The following is a 24,805-nucleotide window of genomic DNA, read 5'->3' as shown; positions in this document are numbered from 1 at the left end:
TCGCCGTGGCCTGGAACCCCAGCCTGCCTGGCACCAAAATTGAAGATACATTCTTACTCCACCCCGACGGTGCCCTTGAAAACCTGACCCTAGACCCCGACTGGCCTAGCGCGACGGTGGCAGGCCGTCCCCGTCCCCTCGCTTGGGAGCGTTGATGATGTACGCAACAATTTTTGGACAACCCCCCACGGTCACTGCCACCGCCCCCGGACGGGTTAACCTCCTGGGTGAACACACGGATTACAATGATGGTTTTGTCCTGCCCACGGTCATCCCCCAATTCACCACGGTCCAAATGGGGTTTAACAAGCAGCCCGACCACCATTTCTATTCTGAGAACCTCCAGGAGAGCCAGACCATCCCGGCCCACCCGCCCCAGGGTTTCGCCCGTTATCTGTGGGGCTGTATCCAGATGGTCGAGAGTTTGGGCTATACCGTTCCGCCCCTTGCCGTTTATGTCACATCCACCGTACCGATTGGTTCGGGCCTGTCCTCAAGTGCGGCCTTAGAAATAGCGATGCTCCGGGCCATGCGTGAGTTGTTGGACCTGAAAATAGACGATGTGAAACTGGCGCAACTAGGCCAACAGGCCGAGATTCAGTACGCGGGCGTGGCCTGCGGGATTATGGACCAGATGGCCTCCAGTCTGGCAACCACCGGACGGATGCTCTTTTTGGATACCCGCACCCTTGAACGCCGGGTCCTCCCTTTCCCGCCGGAGAGCGAAATCTTGGTCCTTGACAGTGGCATCCCGCGCACTCTGGCTGGCAGTGGTTACAATCAGCGACGCAAGGAATGCGAACGGGCAGCAGCGCAACTCGGGGTCAAAGCCCTACGCGACATTACCAACCCCGCCCTTGCCCAGGCTCTTCCTCACCCTCTAAACCTACGTGCCCGCCACGTCATCACCGAGAACAACCGTGTCCTAAACGCTGCCCAAGGGATATCCGCTCCACAGTTCGGGGAACTGATGAATAGCTCTCATGCCAGTCTGCGCGATGATTACCAAGTCTCCGTCCCTGGCTTAGATATCTTGGTGAACCTATTGCAGCACTCTCCTGGAGTCTACGGCGCACGGTTGACCGGAGCTGGCTTCGGGGGGGCATGTGTTGCCCTCGTCCAGCCTAACCAAGCCCCGACGATTGCCCAACAAGTCCTCGCGCAGTACGCCAAAGTCGGCTATCAAGGAAAACTTCTAGTTCCCTAGCCTGACCACTTCCTCAATTGTGGACGGAAGTACCTCCCCGATAATGATTACCCCGTCCTTCTGACTCAAGAACCACGGGCCCTTCGGGAAGAAGGACGAGGAGCGTGAGGAGGGGCGCGAAGCTCAAGCACTCGCGCTCATCACACGTCAGTTGGTTAGCACAGCTTAGTTCGTGAGGCTGCGTTGACACTCCTCCTCCCGAGCTAGGACTCTCTCCATAAGATTTCTAGAATTGCCCCACAAAGACGGCTGTTCAGACCTTGAGACCCTTATCTTTTTTCAGGACATCCACGACTACATCCACCACCGACAGGGGCGTACCGGCCTGGATGATGACTCCATTCAGGACAAAAGTTGGCGTACCGCGCAGTTTAATCGCCTCGCCTTGGGCTAGATCTGCTTTCACGGATTGGTCTGCTGCTGTACTCTTCCGGTCCTGGTTGAACCTGGCCTCGTTGAGCTTCAGCTTGCGGGCGATGTCCACGAAAGTTGCTTCCCCAAGACTGGCTTGACGGTTGAATAGTTGGTCATGGTATTCAAAAAACTTGCCTTGTTGACCGGCGGCCCAGGAAGCCCGCGCTGCACCGTAGGCATGTTCATGCATCTTGAGAGGGAAGTTTTTGTAGACTAGGCGAACTTTGCCGGGGTAGCGATTGAAAAAAGGTTTGATGAATTCATCCCGCGCCCGTGAACAGTAGGGGCACTGAAAGTCAGAGAACTCCACCAGGGTCAGGGGCGCGTTCTTAGGTCCCTTACTCGGGGAGTTGCCTAGGGCCACTACCGCCGGACGGGCGAGGGCTTGGCGGACATCGCGCTCTAGTTGGGCACGTTGTGAGGCAGGGAGAGTAGCATTCGTGGCTTGGGCAGCGGCAGAATCGGTGGGTCGGGTTAGTTCGACGGTAGCTTGGCTACAGGCAGTCAGAATTAGGCAAGCTCCGCCGAGGGCGGCAAGGATTTTGGTGTCCATAGGGTCACTATATCATCACCTTGATTCCGCCCCACTAGCGATGGGCGGGCTAACCCATTTCCTTCAGTTCACGGCTACTGGGATAACCGGGCGAATAGGAAATTGAGGAGTTATCGAGGCGGGCGTAGGGCGCGATGGGCTCACCTTTGCTGTAGACATCAGTCTTGATGATGTTGGTCTTCAAGTCGTTAAGGTCAATGTATTTGTCGGCGGCGTTACGCAGTTCCCGGGCAACCATACCCTCCGTGGCAATGACGGTAATGCGGGTGTTTTTAGAGCGTAACAATTCGACAGCCCGTTCAAAGTCACCGTCGCCGCTAAACAAGATGACATGGTCGTACATGGAGACAGTGTTGAACATATCAATCACAATCTCGACGTCTAGGTTGGCTTTCTGGCTAGTCCGACCGGATTCTTGATCAATGAATTGCTTGGTGAGTTTGGTACGGACGGTGTAGCCGATGTTGATCAAAGCATCGAGGAAAGCACGTTTGTCCCCGATGTGCTCAATGCCCTGGTACCAAAAAGCATTGACGAGGACTTCTTCTTGGTTACGGAAGTAATCAAGGATCTTACGGGGGTCAAAGAACCAGCCGTTTTTTTGCTGGGCATAGTACATGTTGTTGCCATCAATGAAAATGGAGACACGAGTGTTCGACATAGGTTCCTCTTGGCTTTAGTAGGTCAGGGATGGGTACTTCAACAAGGGGTAGTCAAGACGTTCGCGCTGTGCTTGGTAACACTGGGCTACCTGACAGGCGATGGCCCTGACCCGGCGGATGTATAAAGCCCTTTGGGTCACGCTAATGACCCCACGCGCCTCCAATAAGTTGAAGGTGTGAGAGGCTTTGAGTACGTAGTCAAGAGCCGGTAGCACCAACATCCCTTCGATGGTGCGTTTGGCCTCAGACTCGTAGCGGTCAAATAGATCCTGGAGAAACTGTACATCAGCTTGTTCAAAATTGTACGTACTGTGTTCGATCTCTCCTTGTAAATGGACTTGACCATAGGTCACGCCCGTTGTCCAGGTTAGGTCATAGATTGAATTAACTCCTTGTAGAAACAAAGCTAAACGCTCCAAGCCGTAGGTTACTTCTACACTTACGGGACGACAATCTAAGCCCCCGCACTGTTGGAAGTAGGTGAACTGGGTCACCTCCATGCCATCGAGCCAAACTTCCCACCCCACTCCCCAAGCCCCCAAGGTGGGCGATTCCCAGTTGTCCTCAACAAAACGGATATCGTGTTGGTCCACCGGGATGCCCAACGCCTGTAACGAGGCCAAATAAAGGTCTTGGATGTTGATGGGCGAGGGTTTGAGAAGGACTTGGAATTGGTAGTAATGCTGGAGCCGATTGGGATTCTCCCCGTATCGTCCATCCGTGGGACGGCGGCAGGGCTCAACGTAGGCTACAGACCACGGCTCAGGACCCAAAGCTCGTAGAAAGGTGTGTGGATTCATCGTCCCCGCGCCCTTCTCCGTATCGTAGGGCTGGGCCAACAGACATCCCTGGTCTGCCCAAAATCTACTTAGGGTAAAAATTACGTCCTGGAAATGCACAATAGGGTGATTTGGGTGTTCTTTGTATACCTTACCGCATTTCTCGTGTGTTTGAGAACACATTACAGTAACCGGAGCTGGGCAGGTACGAGGTCCTCATCGTGGAGAAGGCCCTGAGCACAGGTGATGAGGTCAGCTTTGAGCGTTTTGAGGTGGTCTTGGCTATCTAGGTATTGACCGAGGGCTTGCAGCGGGTCGGAGGTGGACCCCTCGCCAAGTCCAGGGAGACGCGGTTGGGCCAATTGGCTTGCTACTTGAGGAATCAGTTGGTAGGAAAAGGCTGGGACTAGGGCTTGGTGAACTGCACTCAAGTCGAGGCGTTCGGTCTGCTGAGCTTGGACTTGATAGAGGACCCGGACTACGGCCCCGTCCACCGGGGTCCGGCTGAGTTGGTGGAGGATACGGGCAACCGGGTCGCCGGTAGTACAGTCCACCCGTATAGTCCGAAAAGCACGGGCGGGCAAGGGAATGAACTGGCACTGGGTCTGCCCGTCCTTAATCTCGACTTGCATAAAGCCTTTGTCTTCTTTTTCTTCGCTGAAATCCACTCGTTCGATGGAGCCGGGGTAGACCACGGGCGGGTCTTGGTGCAGGATTTGGTGGCGGTGGACGTGTCCAAGCGCGACGTAGGCAAATTCAGAACGGGCCAATAGGTCTACGGGGACGGTAAACCCCCGGCCCACCGCTAGGTTCCGCTCGACTCCCCAGGTTGCGGTCTCGACCATGACGTGAGCGACGAGGACTGCTGGGAGAGTGGGATCAAGCTGGCGGGCTTCTGCTTCAAGGGCGACGCGGAGCCGGTCTAGGAGTAGTTGGTCTACTTCAGCTAGGGTCAAGCCCCGCGTCGCCTCTTTAGTTAAAAAAGACGAGCGGTGTAGCCAGGGTAATGTGACAACCTGGACCACCCCCGCCGGGGTTGTGACGCGGTGGGTCGTGAGGGTACTGCCCACGACAAAGCCCGGTACTTGCAGGGTGGTGTAGATGTTGAGGCTCGCGCCGCCCCCGCCCCGGTTGTACTGGTCGTGATTGCCGACTAAGAAGACTACCGGGATTTGGGCTTGAGCTAAGCGCATAAATTGGCGGGCAAAGGCTTCTTGGACCATGGGTTCAGGGGTGGCGGTGGGGAAAGCGTCGCCCCCAAAGAGGACCAGATCCACCGCTTCACTCAGGGCGTGGTCTATGCAGCGTTCCAGGGCCTGAACGAAATCTTCAAAGCGCGTGTTGTAGCCGGTGAGCGGGTTGAGCCGTCCATGGGCCAAACCACCCCCTAGGTGAATATCGGCCAGATGTAAGATACGCACAGGTAGTCCACTTAGTTTTGACAATCGTATACAATAATTGCCCCTTACAGTTCGATTAAGCTACTTAACCTCTGTGAATTTTTGAGCATTGGTTTGCATTAGCCCAAACCAAAACCCAGAAAGCATTATGTCTCAAAAGAAGGATCATTTCATAATGCTCCCGATAGAGTAATGACCAGTATCAAAATATACCTGAGGGCTAGCAGCTAACTTGCTTTGAATTTGTAGAGTGTGGATATCTGTGTACTCATGAGGAATTTATGAAGCGTTTTGTGGCTGTTGTGACTGCTTTGGTGTTGGTGACGAGTGCCGCGCCCAGCTTTGGTCAATCTGCTCCTGTCAAGCCCCAGGAAGTCCCCAGTTCTAAAGGTAGCTACAAATCCGGTGGGGAACCCCCGGCTCCCGCCACTGTACCCCGTGACAACCTACCTTCCGGTGATGGTCAGCCCATGAACCTCCCCACGCAGACCCCCAGTGCCGAGACGCCTAGTGCCAGTTCCACTACCAGTCCGACCACGGGTTCTTCGATGATGGCCCCGGCTCCCACCGCAACCACGAGCACCGCAACGGGTGTTGTCCTCAACCCCAACCCCGGTAGCCAGTATGGTGCCTTGCCCCTCTGGTTGCGCCCCAGCACTAACCTCTACGAAAAGGGTGCCCGGACCCAATCGGCGACCCGTTTTTTCAGCGGTGAATATAACCGTCAAGCTCGTGAGGCAGTCCTCAACTCAGCTACTGAGCAACAAAAGAACGACATCTTGACCTGCGCCGACGTCCCGGTCCAAGACTACTGCTAAAAATCTTGGCTAATTAAGCGGTAGTGGGCCAGGTCCTACTACCGTTGTCCCTCCGCCCCGTACCTTGCCGGGTACAGGCGTTGTGGAGACCAAGGCAAAAAAGTACAGGGTAGAGGAGAGTGGCTAGACAGAGCAAGAACCGTTGCTTACAGGGCAAGAACTACTACTTATCCGGTAAGAACCATTTTCTAGTTAAGTAGGCTATTTCGCTGGCGAATGCACTTTAGTGATTGTCAATTGCTGCCTACAAGCAGTTGTCTTTAATGCCCAGGATGCTGCACAAAGAACTAAGTTTTTAACAAAAGTTAATCTTGAAGCCGTAGCAGTGAAATCGCTGCCGCACTACGGGGCAAACGTTTCAAGCCTTTCTTTCGGCAACAAATATTAACAATTCAAACCCTTACAAATGTTAATAATTCAAACCCCTAGCTCTTCAATCATATTTACTTGAATTTAACGAGATACCCTATAATCTGATGTACACCAGACGACAGCAAATTAGGAGTGGCGCGTGAAATTCTCCGTCTATGGCAAGGGTGGAATCGGTAAATCTACCACCAGTTGTAACATTTCGGTAGCTCTCGCCAAACGGGGCAAAAAAGTCCTCCAGATTGGCTGCGACCCCAAACACGACAGCACTTTTACCCTGACGGGCTTCTTGATCCCCACGGTCATTGATACCTTGGATGAGAAGGATTACCACTACGAAGATATTTGGCCCGAAGATGTCATCTATCCGGGCTACGCCGGGGTCTCCTGTGTTGAGGCCGGAGGTCCGCCGGCTGGAGCGGGTTGTGGCGGTTATGTCGTCGGTGAGACTGTGAAGCTCCTCAAGGAACTGCGGGCTTTTGAAGAGTACGATGTGATCCTGTTTGATGTCTTGGGCGACGTGGTTTGCGGTGGTTTTGCCGCGCCTCTCAACTACTCGGATTATTGCTTGATTGTGACAGACAACGGGTTTGACGCGCTGTTCGCCGCCAACCGCATTGCTGCTTCCTGCCGTGAAAAAGCCCGGACCCACCCGTTACGGCTGGCGGGTTTGATTGGCAACCGGACCAGTAAGCGCGACCTGATTGATAAGTACGTGGCGACGGTCTCCATGCCCGTCCTCGAAGTCCTGCCGCTGATTGATGACATCCGCATCTCACGGGTCAAGGGTAAGACGATTTTTGAGATGGCCGAGTCTGACCCCAGCCTCGAACCCGTCTGCCAGTATTACCTAAACATCGCTGACCACCTCTTGGCGAATCCTGAGGGTGTCGTGCCCAAAGAAGCCGCCGACCGGGACCTCTTTAGTCTGCTGTCTGACTTCTACAACCGCCCCCAACCCGTCCCCGCCTTGGTGTAGTGAGAGGAAATCATGCAAGCTGTATACGAATGCGAAACCGGGAACTACCACACGTTTTGCCCAATCTCCTGTGTGGCTTGGTTGTACCAAAAGATTGAAGACAGTTTCTTTTTGGTCATTGGCACCAAGACCTGCGGCTACTTCCTCCAAAACGCCATGGGCGTGATGATCTTCGCGGAACCGCGTTACGCGATGGCGGAGCTAGAGGAAGGGGACATCAGTGCCAAGCTCAACCCCTTTGAAGAACTCAAGGGCTTGTGCGAACAGGTCAAAAAGGACCGTAACCCCTCGGTAATTGTCTGGATCGGGACCTGCACCACCGAGATCATTAAGATGGACCTTGAGGGGATTGCTCAGCAGGTCGAATCCGCTTTGGGGATACCGATTGTGGTGGCCCGGGCGAACGGCTTGGATTACGCCTTTACCCAAGGCGAGGACCAGGTACTTGCGGCGATGGCGCGGCGTTGTCCGACGGACCCGGTGGCAGAAGAAAAGAAGGAGCGCGCTGGGCTCAAAACCTTCCTACCCTTTGGCAAAAAAGAAAAAGAAGAACCGCCTAAACCCGCCCACGCCCCCTTGGTCCTCTTTGGTTCCCTGATTGACCCAGTGGTGAATCAGTTGACGCTAGAACTCCAGAAGCAGGGGATAACCGTCTCCGGCTGGCTCCCGGCTCCGCGCTTTGGGGAGTTGCCGCCCTTGACCCGCGATACCTACGTGGTTGGGGTCAATCCCTTCCTCGCCCGGACAGCCTCAGTCTTGAGCCGTACCCTCCAGTGCAAGCTCATCACGGCCCCCTTCCCGATTGGTCCCGATGGCACTCGCGCTTGGATTGAGGCCATCTGTCAGGCGTTAGGCGTCGAACCCATGGGTCTAGCGGAGCGTGAGGCCAAAATTTGGGAAAGTCTCGCTCCGGATCTAGCGTTCCTAAATGGCAAATCGGTTTTCTTCATGGGCGACAATCTCCTAGAGATTTCTCTAGCGCGGTTCCTCATCCGTTGTGGGATGAAGGTTCAAGAGGTCGGCATCCCCTACCTGGACCGACGTTACCAGGGCGCGGAGATTGAGCTACTGGAGCGCACCTGTGCTGAGATGGGCCACCCCGCCGTCCGCATCGTCGAGAAGCCAGACAACTACTACCAACTCCAGCGCATCCGTGAACTCAGCCCCGACCTCGTGATTACGGGCATGGCCCACGCGAACCCGCTCGAAGCTAGGGGCTACAACACCAAATGGTCTGTGGAGTTCACCTTCTCCCAGATCCACGGGTTCACCAATAGTCATGATGTCCTCCGCTTAGTCCGCAAACCCCTGGACCGCAACAATGCCCTCAATGCTCTGGGCTGGGAAAAGTTGATCCAGGAAGTTTAGGGGTTAGCGGGGGTGGTAGGGTAGACGAAACACCTGGAGTTGTTGTGTTTACCCATACTGTCCACCGGGGCCTTTACCGCACCCATGTCCTAACTGATACTGAGGCCCGTTCCTCCATTGAGGTGGTCCCCGAACGCGGTGGGATTGTCACCCGTTGGAGTATAGGTGAGCAGGATATCCTCTACCTGGACCATGACCGCTTCACTAACCCCGAACTGAGTGTGCGCGGCGGGATCCCGGTCCTCTTCCCGATTTGCGGCAATCTGATTAACGATAGTTATACCCACGAGGGCAAGACCTATACCCTCAAACAGCATGGTTTCGCCCGTGACCTACCCTGGCAGATGACCGCTAATCAGCATCAGGACCACGCGAGCATCACCGTGAGCCTGAGCGATACCCCCCAGACCCAGGCCGTCTATCCCTTTGCTTTTCGGTTGGATTTTAGTTATGAGCTTTTGGGGACGAGCCTGACCATCCGCCAACGCTACACCAACCCCGGCACGGTGCGGATGCCCTTCAGTGCAGGATTCCATCCCTATTTCGCCGCTCCGGCTAAGTCTGCCCTAGCTTTTACCCTGCCCGTGACGACCTACACCGACAAGGCCACCCAACAAACAAAACCCTTCAACGGTTTCAACTTTGAGGATGCCGAGATTGATTGGGCTTTTCAAGACCTCACCGGGACAAAGGCTCTAGTACGGGACCGGGCGCGGGGGATGACCCTCAGCCTGACCTCCGAATCCACCTTCAGCACCTTGGTTTTCTGGACGGTGCGGGGGAAGGATTTCTACTGTCTGGAACCCTGGAGTGCCCCGCGCAATAGTCTCAACACAGGTAAAGATCTTTTTTGGTTAGAACCAGGTAGCGGTGTGGAGTGGCTCGTCCGATTAGACATAACGGTGCCTTAACTCGGTATGCCGTTCGAGTAAATAATGTAAGCATCAAACCACGGACCCCTGATGCAATACACAATTCAACGCCAACTCACGGTTGTCCTCCAAAACCAACCCGGTCGCCTAGCCGCGATTACCCACTTGATGGCTGACCAGGACATCAATATTCTGGCCCTCTCCCTGACCGACAATGTGGAGCAAGGCGTAATCCGCCTAGTCACGAGTGATGCCCTGTTGTGTAAGACACTTTTGGTCCAAGCGGGTTTTTATGTGGTTGAGGCGGATGTTCTGGTCCTGGAAATTACGGACAGCCCCGGTAAACTGGCCCTCTTGAGTAAATCTTTAGCTGAGGCCCAGGTGAACATTGATTTCGCCTACGCCAGTGTCTTCCAACCGGGCGAGCAGACCCGGCTCATCCTCAAGGTCTCCCACATCCCCATCGCCTGTCAGGTCCTCGATACCCTCAAGGAGCGTTAATCATGACCCCAGACACGGTGGGAATCTTGCCACCCGGTGCGCTGGGGGTAGCTTTTTTTTACCAGTTGACCCGTGAGTTGACCGAGTTGGAGCGGGTGTTCTTCTTGTCGCGCCGAGGTTCAGCCAGTGCCCAGGGTCTACAGGCTCTGGGGTTGACGCTCAAAACCGCCCAGGGTCTACGCCAAATAGACGGGAGCCTATTGAAGCCGGACTTACTGGCCCTAGAGAGTCTGCCGGAGGTATTGCTGGTCTGTCCCAACCCGGACCAACTCCTCGAAGTGATGACGGACTTGGTGGAAGTCTTGATTAAGCTCTATCGCCAAGGCCGGGATTGGACGGCTCTGCCCCTCGTCGTCCTCAGTGCCAATGGCATCTATTACCAACGAGTGCGTCAAGTCTTGATTGAGAAACTAGAAGAGGGGACGCTTTTTGGGCGGTTGCCGGACCTCTGGCCCGAGGCGATGCCCCAGATGGTTGGTCGGTTGCTGCGGGGGGTGACGCTCCAGACGGGGTTGCGGGAGGGCAGTGGTAGCCAGACGGTCTATGTCCCCGGTCCTCCCGGCCCGACTAAGTTAGCGGGGGGCGAACTCCGGCACCGGGAGCGGGCGAGTGCATTACTCAACAAGCTCGGTGGCTGGTTCGAGGTCGAGCAGGAACGCTCAGCGACCCGTCTGGAGTTTGATAAGGCTCTGGTCAATTTGGCGGCGAATCTCCTGGGTCAGGTCTACGCGATTGACGAGACGGGGCGGTTCACCCTGCTCCGGGTCAAGGAGATCGTGGTCCCGGCCCATCTGGAGGAAGTGCGTGAACTAGTCTACCGGGTATTTGCCGTCGGTCAAGCGGTCAATGCTTACCCCCCGACGGAGGACCGGGAAGTGATTTTTCAGAATCTCCTGCTGAACTGCAAACGCCATGCTGACCATATCCCGTCGAGTCTGCAATGGGTCAACCTCAACCTGTACCGGGGTACTTTGGCCCCAGAGCTAACGCCGACGGAGGCTTGGTTGCTCGAACCGTTGCGCCGTTATGCCTTGGCTGGCGGACTGGAGGAGACGGCTCTCTATTTTGAACAGTTGAAAGCACGGCTGGTCCACAAACTCACCCTAGCGGCGGCCCGTCAGGTCCCGGTCTCACCATGAATCCAACCTTGTCTGCGATCTGGGTCTACCCAATTAAGTCTCTGGACCCGGTATCTTTGACGGCTTCTCCCCTATCGCCTGGCGGGGCTTTGGCTCATGACCGAGCTTTGGTCATGCTAAATGCGCGGGGTCAGTGGGTTAATGGCAAGCGCGAACCGAAGATTCACCAACTCCGTGCCCACTACGACTTACCGGGACGCTGGGTGGAACTTACGGTCGGGGCGCAAACGGGGACTTTTCATCTAGACCGGGAACGGACGGCCCTGGCGACTTGGTTGAGTGGGTATTTTGGCTACCCGGTCCATTTCGACGACAACGCCACGATTGGTTTTCCCGATGATCCTGGGGCTTGGGGGCCGACTTTGCTTAGTACGGCAACTTTAGAAGTGGTTGCTAGTTGGTATCCCGGACTCACGGTGGACCAAGTGCGTTTACGGATGCGGGCGAACCTTGAGATTACGGGGGTTCCTGCTTTTTGGGAGGATGGTTTGTATGGAGCCGAGGGCGAAATCCCCTTTACTGTGGGGACGGTTTTATTTAGCGGGGTGAATCCCTGTGCGCGTTGTGTGGTCCCGATGCGTGATCCCATGACGGGGGTGCGTTATCCCGAATTTCAGCGCACTTTTGTCACTCGACGCGCCCAGACGTTACCAACCTGGGTTGCGCCTGGTCGCTTTGACCACTTTTTCCGGCTGAGTCTTAATACCCGGATTGCTCCGGCAGAGGCGACGAAAACTTTGGCTGTGGGGGATGTTGTACTTCCTGGCTGATGTGAACTTAGCGGAGTCTTGATTGCGGTGGAATGATTAATTTGCACTGCTTGTAACAGCCTGCGAGGACAGGAACCTTCTCTTTCTCCCCTTTTCAAGGGAATCTGGGGGTATCTCTTGATGCCTTGGTCCCCCACCACGCCTGTGCCCGGCCGGGTATGGGGCGGAGGGGCCTTCTTACGTGAAGTAGGTCGGTCCTACCTGATATCCTTAAAGAATATCTCCAGAGGAAAAGCATGCACGTGTTACGCCGGGTAGTAGTGACCGGGCTGGGAGCCTTGACGCCCTTGGGTAATACGGTGTCTGATTTTTGGGCGGGTTTGGTGGCGGGCCAAAGCGGTGTTGGGCCAATCACCCGGTTCGACTCCACCCAGCACGATGCCAAAATCGCCGGGGAAGTGCGCGGCTTTGACCCCCTCAGCTACATGGACCGCAAGGACGCGAAGCGCATGGACCGCTTCTCTCATTTTGCAGTGGCAGCGAGTAAGCAGGCTCTGGAGGACAGTAGTTTTAAAATCAACGACCTCAACTGTGAGCAGGTCGGGATTATCATCGGCACCGGGACGGGCGGGATCAAGGTCATGGAGGACCAACAGGAGATTCATCTCACCCGTGGACCGGACCGCTGTTCGCCCTTCATGGTTCCAATGATGATCTACAACATGGCGGCGGGGATGACCGCCATCCTCACCGGGGCCAAAGGACCTAATTCCTGTACCGTGACCGCCTGTGCCGCTGGCTCCAATGCGATTGGGGATGCTTTCCGGCTAGTCCAGCATGGTTACGCCCAGGCCATGCTCTGTGGCGGGACGGAATCAGCCGTGACCCCCCTCTCGGTAGCAGGGTTCTCCTCAGCCCGTGCCCTCTCGACGCGCAATGATGAACCGACTCGGGCTAGCCGTCCCTTTGACCGAGAGCGTGATGGCTTCGTTATCGGTGAGGGCTGCGGGATTTTACTGCTTGAAGAATTGAGTCACGCCTTAAGCCGGGGAGCCAAGATTTATGGAGAAATCGTCGGGTATGGCGTGACCTGTGATGCCTTTCACATGACCCAACCCGCGCCGGGGGGCGAGGGGGCAGCCCGGGCGATGCGTCTAGCTCTCAAAGATGGCGGTGTCTTGCGCGAACAAGTGGACTACATTAACGCCCACGGCACTAGCACCGCCGCAAATGACAGCACTGAGACTCAAGCGATTAAATCAGTCTTCGGTGAACATAGTTACCGGGTTGCCATCAGTTCAACTAAGTCCATGACCGGGCACCTCCTCGGTGGGTCTGGAGGGGTTGAGGCCGTAGCTTCGGTGTTGTCTATGCAAAATGACTTCGCCCCGCCTACGATCAACCTCGAAAACCCAGACCCGCAATGTGACCTCGACTACGTACCTAATCAGGGGCGCAAGCTCCCAATTGATGTCGTCCTATCTAACTCCTTTGGGTTTGGTGGTCACAATGTCTCCTTAGTCTTCCGTAAGTTCCAGGAATGAACCGGGGCGTTGTGGAAGTTTTTCCTGGGGGTACGGCGGCCCTGGATGAATTACTCCAGACTACCCGTCCGCTACGGGTGAAATTAGGGGTAGACCCGACCCGGCCCGACCTGCATCTCGGGCACATGGTTGCCCTCAACAAACTGCGGCAGTTTCAAGACCTAGGGCACCGGGCTGTACTGATTATTGGCGACTTCACCGCCTTGATTGGCGACCCCACCGGGCGTTCTGAAGCTCGTCCCCGCCTGACTCCCCAGGAAGTAGCCCACAATGCTCAGACTTACCTAGACCAAGCGAGTAAAGTCCTAGACAGTGACCCAGCCCGGTTGGAGATCCGCCGCAATAGCGAGTGGTTAGCTAGCCTTGACTTGAGCAAGATTATTGATCTGCTTGCGACGATGACCACCCAACAGATGTTGGCGAAAGAGGGCTTCCGGGAGCGGTACAACCAACAGCAGCCCATTCACCTCCACGAGTTCCTCTATCCTTTGATGCAGGGTTATGACTCTGTTGCCATCCAAGCCGATATTGAATTGGGCGGTACGGACCAGAAATTTAACCTCGCTGTGGGCCGTGACCTACAAGTTCATTATCAACAGCCGCCCCAGCTTTGTTTATTAGTGCCCCTACTCGTGGGCCTAGATGGGGTAAAGAAGATGTCTAAGTCCGTGGGTAATTATGTGGGCCTAACCGATAGTCCATTGTTGATGTATCAAAAATTGCAGAGTGTCCCGGATAACTTACTGGAGACCTATTTCAACTTACTCACCACCGTAGATGTGACCACGCTGCCCCCGGATGGTCGCGCTCGTCAGAAACAACTGGCCTTTACCCTAACGGCTTTACTCCATGGTGAAGAAGCTGCCCACCAAGCCCAGCAGGATGCCCTCAATCTGGCTCTGGGGAAAACCACTCAATTAGAACAAATCCCTGAGTTCTCGCTTGCGGCGGTAAACTTCCCCATCCGGCTGACTCAACTACTCAAACAGGCCCAGCTCTGTCCTAGTACCTCCGAGGCCCAACGCCAAATCCAAGCCGGAGGTATCCGCCTCGCTGGGGAGAAACAGGACCAAGAATTGACCTTCACGGAGGCCAGTGGTTTAGTTGGTACCGTGGTCCAAGTCGGCAAAAAAAAGAGTGTACGTTTGGTTCCTTAACTGAGGCTGTGGGCCGTGGTAATCAGCTTTTGGTTACTCTCGGTCAACTCCTGGAGCAGCGAACGCATATTAGCTAGAGCTTGGCTCGCGGATTGGGAGACTTCGCGGAGATGGGTGGCGACCTGTGCGCCACTTTGGGCCGAGGTGACATTCCGTTCGGTGTTCTCCTGGATCGCTTGGGCCAATAACCGAATATCACGGGCGGCTTCGGTGGTCTCGCGGGCTAGGCGGCGTACTTCTGAGGCTAGGACCCCCAATCCCTTGGAGCCAGAACCCGTCCGCTCTGACTCTACGGCGGTATTGAAGGCAAGTAAGTTAATTTGGTTGGCGATCTTACCGATGACTTCACTGATACTACAAATGTGGAGAACCTCGACCCGCAGTTGGGTACTGTCTTGCACAATCCGGTTAATCTCCTGGGTAATGAGATCAATCCCGGCAAAAGTCTCACGAAAAGCTTGTCCGCCCTGGGTCGCAAAAACCCCGGCTAGGTTAAGTAACTGTTTTTGAATAGCCTCTAAGGAGGCTGAACGGGTCTGGAGTTGGACCTGTTGGGCCTCAAGGGTCCGGGTGTATTGCTGGATCTGGGTTTGCTGGTCTTCTAGGCGGAGGAGGTATCGGTGGGTCTCCTGTTGCTGACGGTCTAGCAGTTGCATGGCTAGCTGAAAAATCCGGGCGTGGGCCATCAAGAGGTCCCCGACATCCAACAGAAAATCCCCATCGGCAACCGAGACCACCAACGGCTCGTAGGCATCCTCGCCGAAACGAGCCAAGGCCATACTCAACCCATCGGCTACCCGGAGTGTACCAGGAACCATGAGGCAGTTTTGATTCTCAGCCCAGATATCCGGTAGTTCCGCCATCGAACGTTTGAGAAAAACATCGAGCGCGTAGGGACGGCTCAACCGCTCAAAAAGTCGCCGCCGCGAAAGCATTGCCTGCATCTTGGTCTCATCGGGCATAACCACCAAGACACCGGGAATTGTGGGTGACATCTGGAAATAATCGCGCACTTCTTTGCATTGAGTATCGGGTACGACCCGGTAGGCAACTAAAGGCAACTCAGCAAGGACAGAATCGGGGGAGAGGTTCCGTAGATAGTCTGAGGTCATAAATCCATGCCACTCACGTGTTTACCCTAAGTTAATTAGGTTAAGAGAAGGTAAAGAAAACTAAGTTTTAAAGGCAGTATAACTACGGATAAGCAAGGGGATTAACGCGGATGGAGTTCTTTAAAGTTACTGAAGAGCAACTAAGTTTGAACAACAAATGATATGTTTGTTACGTTTTGCGAGGCTTTCGCTATGTCGTCCTCACCTGTTTATCCTCTTGTGTTACTCATCTTGGATGGCTGGGGCCACCGGGCGGAAACCGATGGGAATGCCATAGCTAATGCCCACACCCCGGTCATGGATGCCCTGACCCAGGTTTACCCCCATACCCTACTGGACACTTCTGGGCGGGCGGTGGGTCTCCCCCCCGGTCAGATGGGTAACTCGGAGGTCGGTCATCTCAACCTGGGTGCAGGGCGGGTCGTCCCCCAGGAATTAGTCCGCATCAGCGATGCTTTTGCCGATGGTAGTGCTTTCACAAATCCCGCCCTAGTCGCTTGTTGTACCCAGGTCCGGGCTAGGGGCGGCAAGATGCACCTGATTGGCCTGTGTTCCGATGGGGGCGTTCATTCCCACCGAGACCACCTGTTGTCGCTGTGTGAACTGGTCCAGCAACAGCAGGTCCGTGAGCTTTGTGTCCATATAATTACGGATGGACGGGATACTTCTCCAGCAGTAGCTGACCAGCAAGTTGCGCCCGTGGTCCAGAAATTAGCTGACTTAAACTTCGGGCAGATTGTCACGGTTGCTGGACGTTACTTTGCCATGGACCGCGATAAACGCTGGGACCGCACCGCCAAGATGTATCAAGTCATGACCGAGACGGGTCCAGGGACGGGCCTAGATGTAGTACAGACGATTTTGCAATTTCGAGAAGCGGGGATCAACGATGAATTCATTCCCCCGACCCGCTTACAGACTGGGGCCGTGGAGCCAGGAGACGGGGTGATCTTTTTTAACTTCCGTCCTGACCGTACCCGCCAGTTGACCCGCGCCTTTGTCCAGCCCAATTTTCAGGACTTCCCCCGCTCGTTCATCCAACCGCTGGCCTTCACGACCTTGACCCAGTACGAGGCTAAGTTGCCTGTCCAAGTCGCTTTTGCCCCAGTGAACCTAGACCATCTGCTCGGGGAAGTGATTGCTGAACACCGCCTTAATCAATTCCGTTGTGCTGAGACGGAGAAATACGCCCACGTAACTTACTTCTTCAATGGTGGGGTGGAGGAGCCCTTCCCTGGGGAGGACCGCTTTATGGTCCCGAGTCCACGGGTGGCAACCTACGACCAACAGCCCACCATGTCCGCCCAAGCCGTTACGGAGGCTGTCCTCCAGGCCCTGCAACGGGGTAAATACAGCTTGCTGGTAGTTAATTACGCCAATCCCGACATGGTTGGACACACCGGGAACTATGAAGCCGCCCGGATTGCTATCGAGACTGTGGACCAGTGCGTGGGTCAGGTCCTCAACGGGACGATTGCCGCTGGGGGGACCTTAATGGTGACGGCGGACCATGGCAACGCTGAACTCATGCGAGATGAGGCGGGTCAGCCCTGGACTGCCCACACAACTAACGCGGTGCCCTTTGTGATCGTCGAAGGCGAGGGTCTCAAAGTTGCCGGACGGGGCTTGGATTTGAAGCTACGCTCGGGCGGGTGTTTAGCCGATGTAGCCCCGACAGTCCTTGAAATTCTTAGTCTGCCACAACCCCCAGAGATGACTGGGGTTTCGCTGTTGGCTCCTACGGATTATGAGATGCAGCCCCACCACTACCAGCAACTCGCCAGCCGTTAACCTATTTTTAACCTTGTCGCATGATGGTCCTGTTATAATCTCCTCCATTCCTTCCCTGGACCCTCATGCAGAAATTGATTGCCCTGGCTTTGGTCCTGTTCCTCCCTTGGGGCGGATTTGTCCTCAGCCCCCTCCAAGCCGCAACCTTCAAAATCAGTGCTCCCAAAAAGCTCAAAAAAGACGCTAAGAACGCTAACAAGGCTTCGTTTGACGACCTGACCAATGTGCGTTATTTGAATCCTTCGACAGCACGGGATGTGATTGATGGTCGGCCCTGGCAGTCCGCCGCTGAACTGGTCAACCGCAAAAACTACTTCGATCTCAATGACCAGAAAATTCTTAAAAAAGCTCTAGAAGAAGGTTATTTATTCGTCAAGTGAGGTTCCCATGGCAAAATCCGGTCCCCAGGTCTTCGGTCAACCGCCCCTTGCTTTTTTGGGGTCTGTAGTTTTGGCGGTTGTTCTAGTGTTCTCCTGTCTGTTCATCGGTTTGTTTATCGTGTACATCCTCTTTGAAGGACAGTTTCAAGGATGAGCGCAAGTGTTCTGGGGTAGGAATTCCAGCCTTTTTCTTAACCTCCTCTTAATCCATCCTTGTTACGGTTTTAGGTAACGCCCTTCCGGGGGCGGGTATGAACCTGTAGGTGAGAAAAACCATGCGTACCCCTGTTAAAACCCTGGTTGCGGCCCTGACTGCCGCTATTGTTCTGGCCCCTGTTGCCCTAGCCGGGACGATCACGATTAAAGGCTCCGACACCATGGTCAACATGGCAGCAAAATGGGCCTCCGAGTATTCCAAGAAAAACCCTGCTACCAAGATCCAGGTGACCGGCGGCGGTTCTGGAACCGGGATCAAATCCCTGGTTGATGGTCAGGTGAACCTCGCCAATGCCTCCCGGCAGATGAAGTCCAAAGAGTATGACAGTGCCGAGCGCAACGGTATTACGCCCATCGAGATCAAAACCTCGATTGATGGACTCGCCGTCATTGTCAATAAGAACAACCCGGTCAAGCGGTTGACCTATCAACAACTCGAAGCAATTTTCACCGGACAGATCACCAACTGGAAGGACGTGGGGGGCAGTAATTCACCCATCTCCCTCTATGGTCGTGAGAATTCCTCGGGGACCTATGAATACTTCCGGGAAGAAGTGCTAGAAGGCAAGGACTACGCCTCCTCAACCAAGGTTCTCCAAGGGACCGCCGCCCTTGCCGATGCCATTTCTAAAGATACGAACGGGATTGCCTACGGTGGAGTCGGTTACTTCGCCACCCGTAAGGACATTGACACCGTAGCCGTCAAGAAGAAGGGCGGCTATGTGGACCCGATTGTTAAGGGTCAGATCAACGACCGGGCGATCTCCCAGGGGATCTACCCGATCTCTCGTTTCCTCTACGTCTATACCAATGGCGTACCCAAGGGTGAAGCTAAGCAATTCATGCAGTGGGTCCTGGGTCCTGAAGGCCAGAAGATCGCTGGGGAAGAGTATGTCCCCCTCAGCCCCGCCACAGCCCAAGCTGAGTTGAAGAAACTCGAAGGCTAATTTTCTTAGGGGGAGGATTGCGCCTCCCCCTCCCTCATAGGAAAGCCCATGACCCAGACGACCCCCACGAGTGGCTTACGTTCGGACAAGTCCAGCCTCAAGTACACTCAGGAGAAGGCAATTGAGAATTCGCTCCTTGCCGTCTCAACCCTGGCAGTACTTTCAATTGCCTTGATTTTTTTACTATTGATCTACCAGGGGCTTCAGGGCCTCACTGTTTTTGGGGGAGAGACGGACTTGAGCCAGTATTGGTCCGCCACCATTGAGAAACAAGAACTAGTCCGTAACCCCGATGGCTCGATTAAGACCGATGCCGACGGTGATTTCGTCTATGAAGCTAACCCTGTAACGAGCTACGACTGGCAACCGACGTCTTCGGACACTAAGAAATTTTCCCTTGTACCTTTGATGATTGGGAGTGCCAAGGTTGCCATCCCAGCGGCGATCCTCGCCTCCATGGTGGGATTACTAGTGGCGATTTACCTTTCTGAATTAGCCCCTCCCCAAGTGCGCGAGGTGGTCAAACCCGCGTTGGAATTACTGGCGGGAGTGCCTTCAGTCGTCCTGGGCTTCTTCGCGTTGGTGACGATTGCCGCTTTTGTGCAGTGGTTTGTCCACATCCCCTGGGTATTTGAGTTCTTGACCCAGACGCCTGGTCTTAATCGCTTGATGTTCCCTAGTTGTTCCTTTGAGGCTGGTCCTCTCCAGCAGACCTGCCTAGAACGGGCTTTAAAACTGGGGACTCAGGGGACTTACCTCAATACGCTAGTGGGTGCCCTCGGGGTAGCTCTGGTGGTGATCCCGATTGTGGCGACCATTGCTGAGGACGCGCTGCGTGCTGTTCCCAACTCGATTCGTGACGCAAGCATGGCCCTGGGAGCTTCTCGCTGGCAGACTGCTTTTAATGCCGTCCTCCCGGCGGCGGTCTCAGGCTTAGCAGCGGCAGTGATTTTGGGCCTAGGACGGGCGATTGGCGAGACGATGGTGGTCTTGATGGCAACGGGTAACGCCTCAATCCTCTCAGGTAATGTCCTGGAGTCAGGACGGGCGATTACTGCCACGATTGCCGCTGAATTGGGTGAAGCGGTGGCGGGGGGCGACCATTACAACGCGCTATTTTTTATTGGGGCGGTCCTGTTTGTCTTCACCTTTGCCCTAAATATTATGGGTGAGATCATCATCAACCGCGCTCGTCAAAAAGTCCGTGAGGGAGTGTAGCTATGAGTGAGGCTGTTAAGTATGTCCCGATTTCCAAAGAGGACCTGTCTTACAAGTCAGTCCGCGAGACTTTTCTCGAAGGTTTATTAAGTGGACTATCCTGGCTTTTGGTCGCCTTTATCGTGGCTTTCTTGGGGATCATTGTGGTCCGGGGTTTCCCCACGGTCAGTGCCAACGGGTTTGAGTTTTTGTATACCTCTCCGGCTAAGGGGTTGGATGAAGGCGGGGTCGGTCCGGCAATTTTTGGGACCGTAGCTTTGGTGCTATTGATGACACTTTTCGCGCTCCCCATTGGGGTCTTGACCTCAGTTTATCTGGTGGAGTACGCCGGGGGCCGTCAGTCCTCGCGGATCATCCGGGCGGCGGTGAACAACCTCGCGGGGGTACCCTCAATTGTCTTTGGCCTGTTTGGGGTCGCCTTCTTTGTTCTTTTCCTGGGGCGGGGACTAGACGGACTGCTGGGCTACAGTACGTCAGATCCACTCTTTGGGAAGCCAGCGATCCTCTGGGCGGCGGCGACCATGGCCCTGCTAGTCTTGCCTATCGTGATTGTCAACACAGAAGAGGCTCTACTTGCCGTCCCCGTCTCCTTGCGCCAGGGTAGTCAGGCCCTAGGCGGCACCCAATGGCAGACAATCTCGCGGGTTGTCCTACCCCAGGCAGTTCCGGGTATCTTGACGGGTTCGATCCTCTCGATCTCGCGGGGAGCGGGGGAGGTGGCACCGATCCTCTTTACCGGTGCGGCCTTTTTGCTGCAAGACCTACCGACGACCCAGGTCTTTGGGGTGGTGCCTTTCATTGACCCGACCAAGCAGTTTATGGAGTTGGGCTATCATATTTTCATTTTGGCGACCCAATCGTCGGATGTGGAGAAGACCCGTCCTGCTCAGTACGCGGCTACCCTAGTTTTGTTGGTGATTACCTTCAGCTTGAACTTCGCTGCCATCATCCTCCGTGCCCAATTCCGTAAGCGAGCCATCAGGTAAAAACCATGCGTACCGAACAAAAGAACCGTAACGCCGTCAATACCCAAAAAGTTTCCTTCTTTTATGGTCCCAAGCGGGCCATCGAAGACATCAGTGCCGAGATGCCCGAACGTCAAGTCACTGCTATCATCGGCCCCTCCGGTTGTGGCAAATCCACCTTCCTCAAGGCTCTCAACCGCATTAGTGAGACCAGCGGGTCCTCTGTCCGGGTCGAAGGAAAAATCTTTTTATTTGGTGAGGATATTTACGCGAAGGATGTGGATGTCACGATCCTCCGTAAGCGCGTCGGGATGGTCTTTCAGCGGCCCAATCCATTTCCGATGACGATTTTTGACAATATTGCTTACGGACCCCGGCTTTTTGGGGCGAAGGGCAAGGCTGACCTGGAAGTTATTGTCGAGCGTGCACTTCGTCAGTCCGCCCTTTGGGACGAAGTGAAGGATCGTCTCCGCTCCTCGGCACTTGGACTTTCCGGTGGACAGCAACAACGGATGTGTATCGCTCGTTCCTTGGCTGTCGAACCCGAAGTCCTCTTGATGGACGAACCCTGCTCAGCCCTAGATCCCATTGCTACCCTAAAGATTGAAGAACTCATTCTCGAACTCCGCAAGAATTTGACCGTAATCATCGTCACGCACAACCTACAGCAGGCGGGCCGGGTTTCGGATTACACGCTCTTTTTCACCACCGATGAGAGCCGGATCGGGAACCTCGTCGAGTCCGGTCCCACCCGTGAAATCTTCTCCTCGCCTAAGGACAAGCGCACTGAGGATTACATCACGGGCCGCTTTGGTTAACCTGACCCTGTAGATACCCATTTATTTTGTTAGACCAGCTACGGCAATGTCCAATGGTCAAGGGATAGGCGATGGCGGGACATAGCAAGTGGGCGCAGATTAAGCGTCAGAAGGGCAAGAATGATGTGGCGAAGGGGGCTCTTTTTGCACGCCTAGCTAGGGAGATCATCGTGGCGACCCAGTTGGGCGGCGCGGACCACCAGGGTAACTTTCGGTTGCGGACGGCGATTGAACTGGCGAAGACGGAGGGTTTACCTAACGAAAATATTCACCGGGCCGTCCTTAAGGGAGCGGGAGCATTGGCGGCGGATCGTTTAGAAGAAGTCCGCTATGAAGCCTATGGACCCAGCGGGGTTGCCCTCATTATTGAAGCCCTGACGGATAACCGGAACCGGACAGCAGCAGAAGTCCGGGGCGTGCTCAGTAAGTCGGGCGGGAATTTAGGGGAATTGGGTTCGGTGAGTTGGCTGTTTCAACACTTGGGCGTGGTGGAACTCGCTGGGGTTATTGAGGAGGACCGACTCTTGGAAGATGCGCTCACGGCGGATGCTAAGAGTTATAAGCAGTTTGCGGAGGGCGTTGAAGTTTATACAGACTTCGCTAACTTGGAAATGACGAGTAACTATTTTAAAAATCAGTACTACACGGTCACCAAGGCGGAACTCCAGTGGCTCCCGGATAATATCTTGACCCTGACGGATCTCGCCACGGCAAAGCAAGTCTTGGTCCTCATTGAACGCCTAGAAGACTTAGATGATGTCCAGCAAGTAGCTTCTAATGCTGAGTTCCCCGATGCGCTTTGGGCACAGTTAGCAGATTAAGTACTGACTTCGGTGGCTAGCTTGCGGTAATAAAAACTGTTACCGTGGCTTGAAGCACTTGGGCAAAGCTGGTGGGGGAGCGTAGCGCGGGACAGACAGTGGTGATTGGTGCGGGTCCGGCGGGTCTGACGGCTGCCTACGAGTTGGTCAAACACCAGCAAACCGTGCGCGTCCTCGAACAAAGCCCAACTACAGTGGGCGGGATTTCCCAGACTGCCCAGTACAAAGGTTTCCGGTTTGACATCGGTGGGCATCGGTTCTTCTCCAAGTCGCAGGAGGTGGAAGACCTATGGACCGAGATTTTGAGTGAGAAAATGATGCTACGCGGTCGGCTGTCGCGGATTTTTTATAATGGCAAGTTTTTCGCCTATCCAATTAAGCCCCTTGATACTTTTCAGAAGTTGGGGGTGGTTTATACGACCCTCTGTGTAGCGAGTTACTGCAAGGCCAAGGTTTTCCCGCGCCAGAATGTCCGCTCTTTTGAAGACTGGGTGATTAATAATTTTGGGGAGCGGCTCTACGAGACTTTTTTTAAAACCTACACCGAGAAGGTCTGGGGGATGGACTGCCGGACGATCAGCGCGGATTGGGCCGCCCAACGGATCAAGGGCCTCTCCATGACGAGCTTGATTCGCAATACCCTGTTTCCACCCAAGAATCAGGACCGGGGGGCGGTGATTAAAACCCTGATTGACCAGTTTCGCTATCCTGTCCATGGGCCGGGGCAGATGTGGGAGACCGTGGCAGAGATTGTCACTCAGCGGGGCGGGGAAGTGCTGATGGGCCGTCAGGTGGTGGGGTTGCAGTGGGAGCCGGGACAGTTGCAGGCAGTGACGACCACCGGACCGGGGGGCGATGAGACCCACCGGGGCGAACATTTCGTAACCACCATGCCGATCCGTACCCTGATCCAGTCCCTCAGTCCCAGTGCGCCGCCAGCGGTGGTCCAGGCCGCGACAAATTTGGGGTACCGCGACTTTATTACCGTGGCTCTCATCGTTCAGAAAAAAGAGCTTTTTCCTGATAACTGGATCTACATCCACGATGCCCAAGTCAAAGTGGGGCGCATCCAGAACTTCAAAAACTGGTCGGAGTTCATGGTCCCGGACCCGGAGTTGAGTTGTCTCGGGTTGGAGTATTTTTGCTTTGAGGGAGATGGTCTTTGGACCATGAGTGACGCGGACTTAATTCAACTAGGGACGACAGAGGTGGCGCGGTTGGGGTTGGTGGAGGCAGACCAAGTGATTGATGGGACGGTAGTGCGCGTCCCCAAGGCTTACCCGGTCTACGATGACAATTACCGTACCAACGTCCAGACGGTGCGCGATTTCGTGGCTGAAATGTTACCGAATTTGCATCTGGCGGGGCGTAATGGGATGCACCGTTACAACAACCAAGACCATGCCATGATGACGGGGTTACTGACCGCCCGCAATATCATCGCTGGGTATCCGCGCTTCGACCCTTGGTGTGTGAACAATGACGCGGAATATCTGGAAGCGGGCGAAGCGGGGGCTGAGGGCGGCGGACGGTTGGTGCCCACACGGACCAAGACTCCGTGATCCGGTTCCTCAGGTATTTGGGCTCGGGGGGAACGGCGACGCTGGTGGATGTGGGGGTTTTTGCTCTACTCAACCGGGGGTTGGGGCTCTGGTATGTATGGGCCTTTGTCGGGAGTGCTTTAGCGGGGCTGGTCACGAATTTCTTATTGAGCCGTCAATTTGTTTTTGCAGTGCGCTGGGAAAACACCTTCCGGCAGTTACTCGTCTTTACGGGAGTCGCCCTCAATGGGATGGTCTTGAATTTGGTCATTATGAAGTTATTGGTGGATCTGCTCCATTGGGATACAGTTTGGGCCAGGGTCCTCAGTGCCGGGATGGTGGTGGGCGTTAGTTTTGTCGGTCATAGTCTGTTCAGTTTCCGTAAAGTAGGCGGCGGGAGCGGGGAGTTATAAACCCGATGGGGTGATATTCATGACGAAGCTTGATTTTAAGACTTGGCCGACTGGGAGTCGTCGCTTACGGGCCGCGCTAGTTTTACTCCTACTTTGGGGGGGGATTTATCT

The 24,805-nt window shown here is 55.0% G+C and carries 24 protein-coding genes and 1 pseudogene; 20 read left to right on the top strand and 5 right to left on the bottom strand.

The genetic code is table 11. From position 1 onward, the window contains the following. Positions 1 to 154: 154 nt before the first annotated feature. Positions 155 to 1,207, top strand: coding sequence for a galactokinase (gene galK, locus HFM78_RS01725; RefSeq protein WP_287127690.1), 1,053 nt, complete (start codon positions 155 to 157; stop codon positions 1,205 to 1,207). Positions 1,208 to 1,460: 253 nt separating this feature from the next. Here galK and HFM78_RS01720 read toward each other — a convergent pair whose 3' ends face one another. From HFM78_RS01720 to HFM78_RS01705, 4 genes and pseudogenes are all read right to left on the bottom strand, one after another. Beyond that, on the bottom strand, positions 1,461 to 2,174 hold the full coding sequence (locus HFM78_RS01720; protein WP_287127689.1) for a thioredoxin domain-containing protein: 714 nt from the start codon (positions 2,172 to 2,174) through the stop codon (positions 1,461 to 1,463). A 157-nt stretch (positions 2,175 to 2,331) separates the two neighbouring features. After that, positions 2,332 to 2,835: pseudogene (locus HFM78_RS01715) on the bottom strand (NYN domain-containing protein); the annotation flags it as partial. A 15-nt stretch (positions 2,836 to 2,850) separates the two neighbouring features. Further along, positions 2,851 to 3,735: a glycine--tRNA ligase subunit alpha gene (gene glyQ, locus HFM78_RS01710; RefSeq protein WP_287127687.1), complete on the bottom strand. Its 885-nt coding sequence runs from the start codon at positions 3,733 to 3,735 to the stop codon at positions 2,851 to 2,853. Positions 3,736 to 3,797: 62 nt separating this feature from the next. After that, entirely contained in the window at positions 3,798 to 5,036 is a 1,239-nt protein-coding gene (locus tag HFM78_RS01705) for an exonuclease SbcCD subunit D (protein ID WP_287127686.1), read from the bottom strand. Between the two features lie 260 nt (positions 5,037 to 5,296). Between HFM78_RS01705 and HFM78_RS01700 the strand changes: the two genes are divergently transcribed. The 9 genes from HFM78_RS01700 (at position 5,297) to tyrS (ending at position 14,472) form a co-directional block, all read left to right on the top strand. Next, the gene (locus HFM78_RS01700; protein ID WP_287127685.1) at positions 5,297 to 5,833 is read left to right on the top strand and encodes a hypothetical protein; all 537 of its coding nucleotides are present in this window, start codon (positions 5,297 to 5,299) and stop codon (positions 5,831 to 5,833) included. A 511-nt stretch (positions 5,834 to 6,344) separates the two neighbouring features. Next, the gene (gene bchL, locus HFM78_RS01695) at positions 6,345 to 7,181 is read left to right on the top strand and encodes a ferredoxin:protochlorophyllide reductase (ATP-dependent) iron-sulfur ATP-binding protein (protein ID WP_287127684.1); all 837 of its coding nucleotides are present in this window, start codon (positions 6,345 to 6,347) and stop codon (positions 7,179 to 7,181) included. Between the two features lie 12 nt (positions 7,182 to 7,193). After that, positions 7,194 to 8,549 (top strand): ferredoxin:protochlorophyllide reductase (ATP-dependent) subunit N, encoded by a 1,356-nt coding sequence (locus HFM78_RS01690; RefSeq protein WP_287127683.1) that lies wholly within the window; start codon positions 7,194 to 7,196, stop codon positions 8,547 to 8,549. A 44-nt stretch (positions 8,550 to 8,593) separates the two neighbouring features. Next, complete coding sequence (locus tag HFM78_RS01685) at positions 8,594 to 9,460, top strand: hypothetical protein (RefSeq protein ID WP_287127682.1); 867 nt, start codon at positions 8,594 to 8,596, stop codon at positions 9,458 to 9,460. A 51-nt stretch (positions 9,461 to 9,511) separates the two neighbouring features. Then, positions 9,512 to 9,922 (top strand): amino acid-binding protein, encoded by a 411-nt coding sequence (locus HFM78_RS01680; protein WP_287127681.1) that lies wholly within the window; start codon positions 9,512 to 9,514, stop codon positions 9,920 to 9,922. A 2-nt stretch (positions 9,923 to 9,924) separates the two neighbouring features. Next, positions 9,925 to 11,061, top strand: coding sequence for a hypothetical protein (locus HFM78_RS01675; RefSeq protein WP_287127680.1), 1,137 nt, complete (start codon positions 9,925 to 9,927; stop codon positions 11,059 to 11,061). Then, the gene (locus tag HFM78_RS01670) at positions 11,058 to 11,831 is read left to right on the top strand and encodes an MOSC domain-containing protein (RefSeq protein WP_287127679.1); all 774 of its coding nucleotides are present in this window, start codon (positions 11,058 to 11,060) and stop codon (positions 11,829 to 11,831) included. The genes HFM78_RS01675 and HFM78_RS01670 overlap by 4 nt, the downstream gene beginning before the upstream one ends. A gap of 236 nt (positions 11,832 to 12,067) precedes the next feature. After that, on the top strand, positions 12,068 to 13,315 hold the full coding sequence (gene fabF, locus HFM78_RS01665) for a beta-ketoacyl-ACP synthase II (RefSeq protein ID WP_287127678.1): 1,248 nt from the start codon (positions 12,068 to 12,070) through the stop codon (positions 13,313 to 13,315). Continuing rightward, entirely contained in the window at positions 13,312 to 14,472 is a 1,161-nt protein-coding gene (gene tyrS, locus HFM78_RS01660) for a tyrosine--tRNA ligase (protein ID WP_287127677.1), read from the top strand. The genes fabF and tyrS overlap by 4 nt, the downstream gene beginning before the upstream one ends. On the opposite strand, the gene HFM78_RS01655 is transcribed toward tyrS, so the two are convergent. Beyond that, the gene (locus HFM78_RS01655) at positions 14,469 to 15,584 is read right to left on the bottom strand and encodes a methyl-accepting chemotaxis protein (RefSeq protein ID WP_287127676.1); all 1,116 of its coding nucleotides are present in this window, start codon (positions 15,582 to 15,584) and stop codon (positions 14,469 to 14,471) included. The genes tyrS and HFM78_RS01655 overlap by 4 nt on opposite strands. 192 nt (positions 15,585 to 15,776) lie before the next feature. On the opposite strand from HFM78_RS01655, the gene gpmI reads away from it, so the two are divergent. The 10 genes from gpmI to HFM78_RS01605 all read left to right on the top strand — a co-directional run bounded on the left by gpmI (position 15,777) and on the right by HFM78_RS01605 (position 24,694). Next, a complete protein-coding gene (gpmI, locus tag HFM78_RS01650; protein WP_287127675.1) occupies positions 15,777 to 17,375 on the top strand; it encodes a 2,3-bisphosphoglycerate-independent phosphoglycerate mutase in 1,599 nt (532 codons plus the stop codon). 65 nt (positions 17,376 to 17,440) lie between these two features. Continuing rightward, entirely contained in the window at positions 17,441 to 17,755 is a 315-nt protein-coding gene (locus HFM78_RS01645; RefSeq protein ID WP_287127674.1) for a hypothetical protein, read from the top strand. Positions 17,756 to 17,762: 7 nt separating this feature from the next. Beyond that, positions 17,763 to 17,909 carry a hypothetical protein gene (locus HFM78_RS01640; protein ID WP_287127673.1) on the top strand — a complete coding sequence of 49 codons (147 nt, stop codon included), beginning with the start codon at positions 17,763 to 17,765 and terminating at the stop codon, positions 17,907 to 17,909. A 121-nt stretch (positions 17,910 to 18,030) separates the two neighbouring features. Further along, entirely contained in the window at positions 18,031 to 18,918 is an 888-nt protein-coding gene (locus HFM78_RS01635; RefSeq protein WP_287127672.1) for a PstS family phosphate ABC transporter substrate-binding protein, read from the top strand. A gap of 48 nt (positions 18,919 to 18,966) precedes the next feature. Next, positions 18,967 to 20,136, top strand: a complete 1,170-nt coding sequence (gene pstC / locus HFM78_RS01630) for a phosphate ABC transporter permease subunit PstC (protein WP_287127671.1) — start codon at positions 18,967 to 18,969, stop codon at positions 20,134 to 20,136. A 2-nt stretch (positions 20,137 to 20,138) separates the two neighbouring features. Next, complete coding sequence (gene pstA, locus HFM78_RS01625) at positions 20,139 to 21,122, top strand: phosphate ABC transporter permease PstA (RefSeq protein WP_287127670.1); 984 nt, start codon at positions 20,139 to 20,141, stop codon at positions 21,120 to 21,122. Positions 21,123 to 21,127: 5 nt separating this feature from the next. Continuing rightward, the gene (gene pstB, locus HFM78_RS01620; protein WP_287127669.1) at positions 21,128 to 21,919 is read left to right on the top strand and encodes a phosphate ABC transporter ATP-binding protein PstB; all 792 of its coding nucleotides are present in this window, start codon (positions 21,128 to 21,130) and stop codon (positions 21,917 to 21,919) included. Between the two features lie 71 nt (positions 21,920 to 21,990). After that, positions 21,991 to 22,740: a YebC/PmpR family DNA-binding transcriptional regulator gene (locus tag HFM78_RS01615; RefSeq protein ID WP_287127668.1), complete on the top strand. Its 750-nt coding sequence runs from the start codon at positions 21,991 to 21,993 to the stop codon at positions 22,738 to 22,740. 71 nt (positions 22,741 to 22,811) lie between these two features. Beyond that, positions 22,812 to 24,302: an NAD(P)/FAD-dependent oxidoreductase gene (locus HFM78_RS01610; RefSeq protein ID WP_287127667.1), complete on the top strand. Its 1,491-nt coding sequence runs from the start codon at positions 22,812 to 22,814 to the stop codon at positions 24,300 to 24,302. After that, the gene (locus HFM78_RS01605) at positions 24,299 to 24,694 is read left to right on the top strand and encodes a GtrA family protein (RefSeq protein WP_287127666.1); all 396 of its coding nucleotides are present in this window, start codon (positions 24,299 to 24,301) and stop codon (positions 24,692 to 24,694) included. Before HFM78_RS01610 ends, HFM78_RS01605 begins: the two co-directional genes overlap by 4 nt. Positions 24,695 to 24,805 lie beyond the last annotated feature (111 nt).

Source organism: Candidatus Cyanaurora vandensis, from assembly GCF_013285555.1.
Classification (GTDB): Bacteria; Cyanobacteriota; Cyanobacteriia; order Gloeobacterales; family Anthocerotibacteraceae; genus Cyanaurora; species Cyanaurora vandensis.
The sequence above is the reverse complement of the archived record's forward strand: the minus strand, read 5'-3'. Positions and strand labels throughout refer to the sequence as shown.

Coding starts and splice junctions, on each gene's coding strand:
- HFM78_RS01615 (WP_287127668.1), top strand. CDS start 21,991: ATGGCGGGACATAGCAAGTGGGCGCAGATTAAGCGTCAGAAGGGCAAG.
- HFM78_RS01670 (WP_287127679.1), top strand. CDS start 11,058: ATGAATCCAACCTTGTCTGCGATCTGGGTCTACCCAATTAAGTCTCTG.
- tyrS (WP_287127677.1), top strand. CDS start 13,312: ATGAACCGGGGCGTTGTGGAAGTTTTTCCTGGGGGTACGGCGGCCCTG.
- HFM78_RS01680 (WP_287127681.1), top strand. CDS start 9,512: ATGCAATACACAATTCAACGCCAACTCACGGTTGTCCTCCAAAACCAA.
- HFM78_RS01700 (WP_287127685.1), top strand. CDS start 5,297: ATGAAGCGTTTTGTGGCTGTTGTGACTGCTTTGGTGTTGGTGACGAGT.
- HFM78_RS01635 (WP_287127672.1), top strand. CDS start 18,031: ATGCGTACCCCTGTTAAAACCCTGGTTGCGGCCCTGACTGCCGCTATT.
- HFM78_RS01645 (WP_287127674.1), top strand. CDS start 17,441: ATGCAGAAATTGATTGCCCTGGCTTTGGTCCTGTTCCTCCCTTGGGGC.
- fabF (WP_287127678.1), top strand. CDS start 12,068: ATGCACGTGTTACGCCGGGTAGTAGTGACCGGGCTGGGAGCCTTGACG.
- gpmI (WP_287127675.1), top strand. CDS start 15,777: ATGTCGTCCTCACCTGTTTATCCTCTTGTGTTACTCATCTTGGATGGC.
- pstC (WP_287127671.1), top strand. CDS start 18,967: ATGACCCAGACGACCCCCACGAGTGGCTTACGTTCGGACAAGTCCAGC.
- pstA (WP_287127670.1), top strand. CDS start 20,139: ATGAGTGAGGCTGTTAAGTATGTCCCGATTTCCAAAGAGGACCTGTCT.
- pstB (WP_287127669.1), top strand. CDS start 21,128: ATGCGTACCGAACAAAAGAACCGTAACGCCGTCAATACCCAAAAAGTT.
- HFM78_RS01675 (WP_287127680.1), top strand. CDS start 9,925: ATGACCCCAGACACGGTGGGAATCTTGCCACCCGGTGCGCTGGGGGTA.
- HFM78_RS01655 (WP_287127676.1), bottom strand. CDS start 15,584: ATGACCTCAGACTATCTACGGAACCTCTCCCCCGATTCTGTCCTTGCT.
- galK (WP_287127690.1), top strand. CDS start 155: ATGATGTACGCAACAATTTTTGGACAACCCCCCACGGTCACTGCCACC.
- HFM78_RS01720 (WP_287127689.1), bottom strand. CDS start 2,174: ATGGACACCAAAATCCTTGCCGCCCTCGGCGGAGCTTGCCTAATTCTG.
- HFM78_RS01640 (WP_287127673.1), top strand. CDS start 17,763: ATGGCAAAATCCGGTCCCCAGGTCTTCGGTCAACCGCCCCTTGCTTTT.
- HFM78_RS01690 (WP_287127683.1), top strand. CDS start 7,194: ATGCAAGCTGTATACGAATGCGAAACCGGGAACTACCACACGTTTTGC.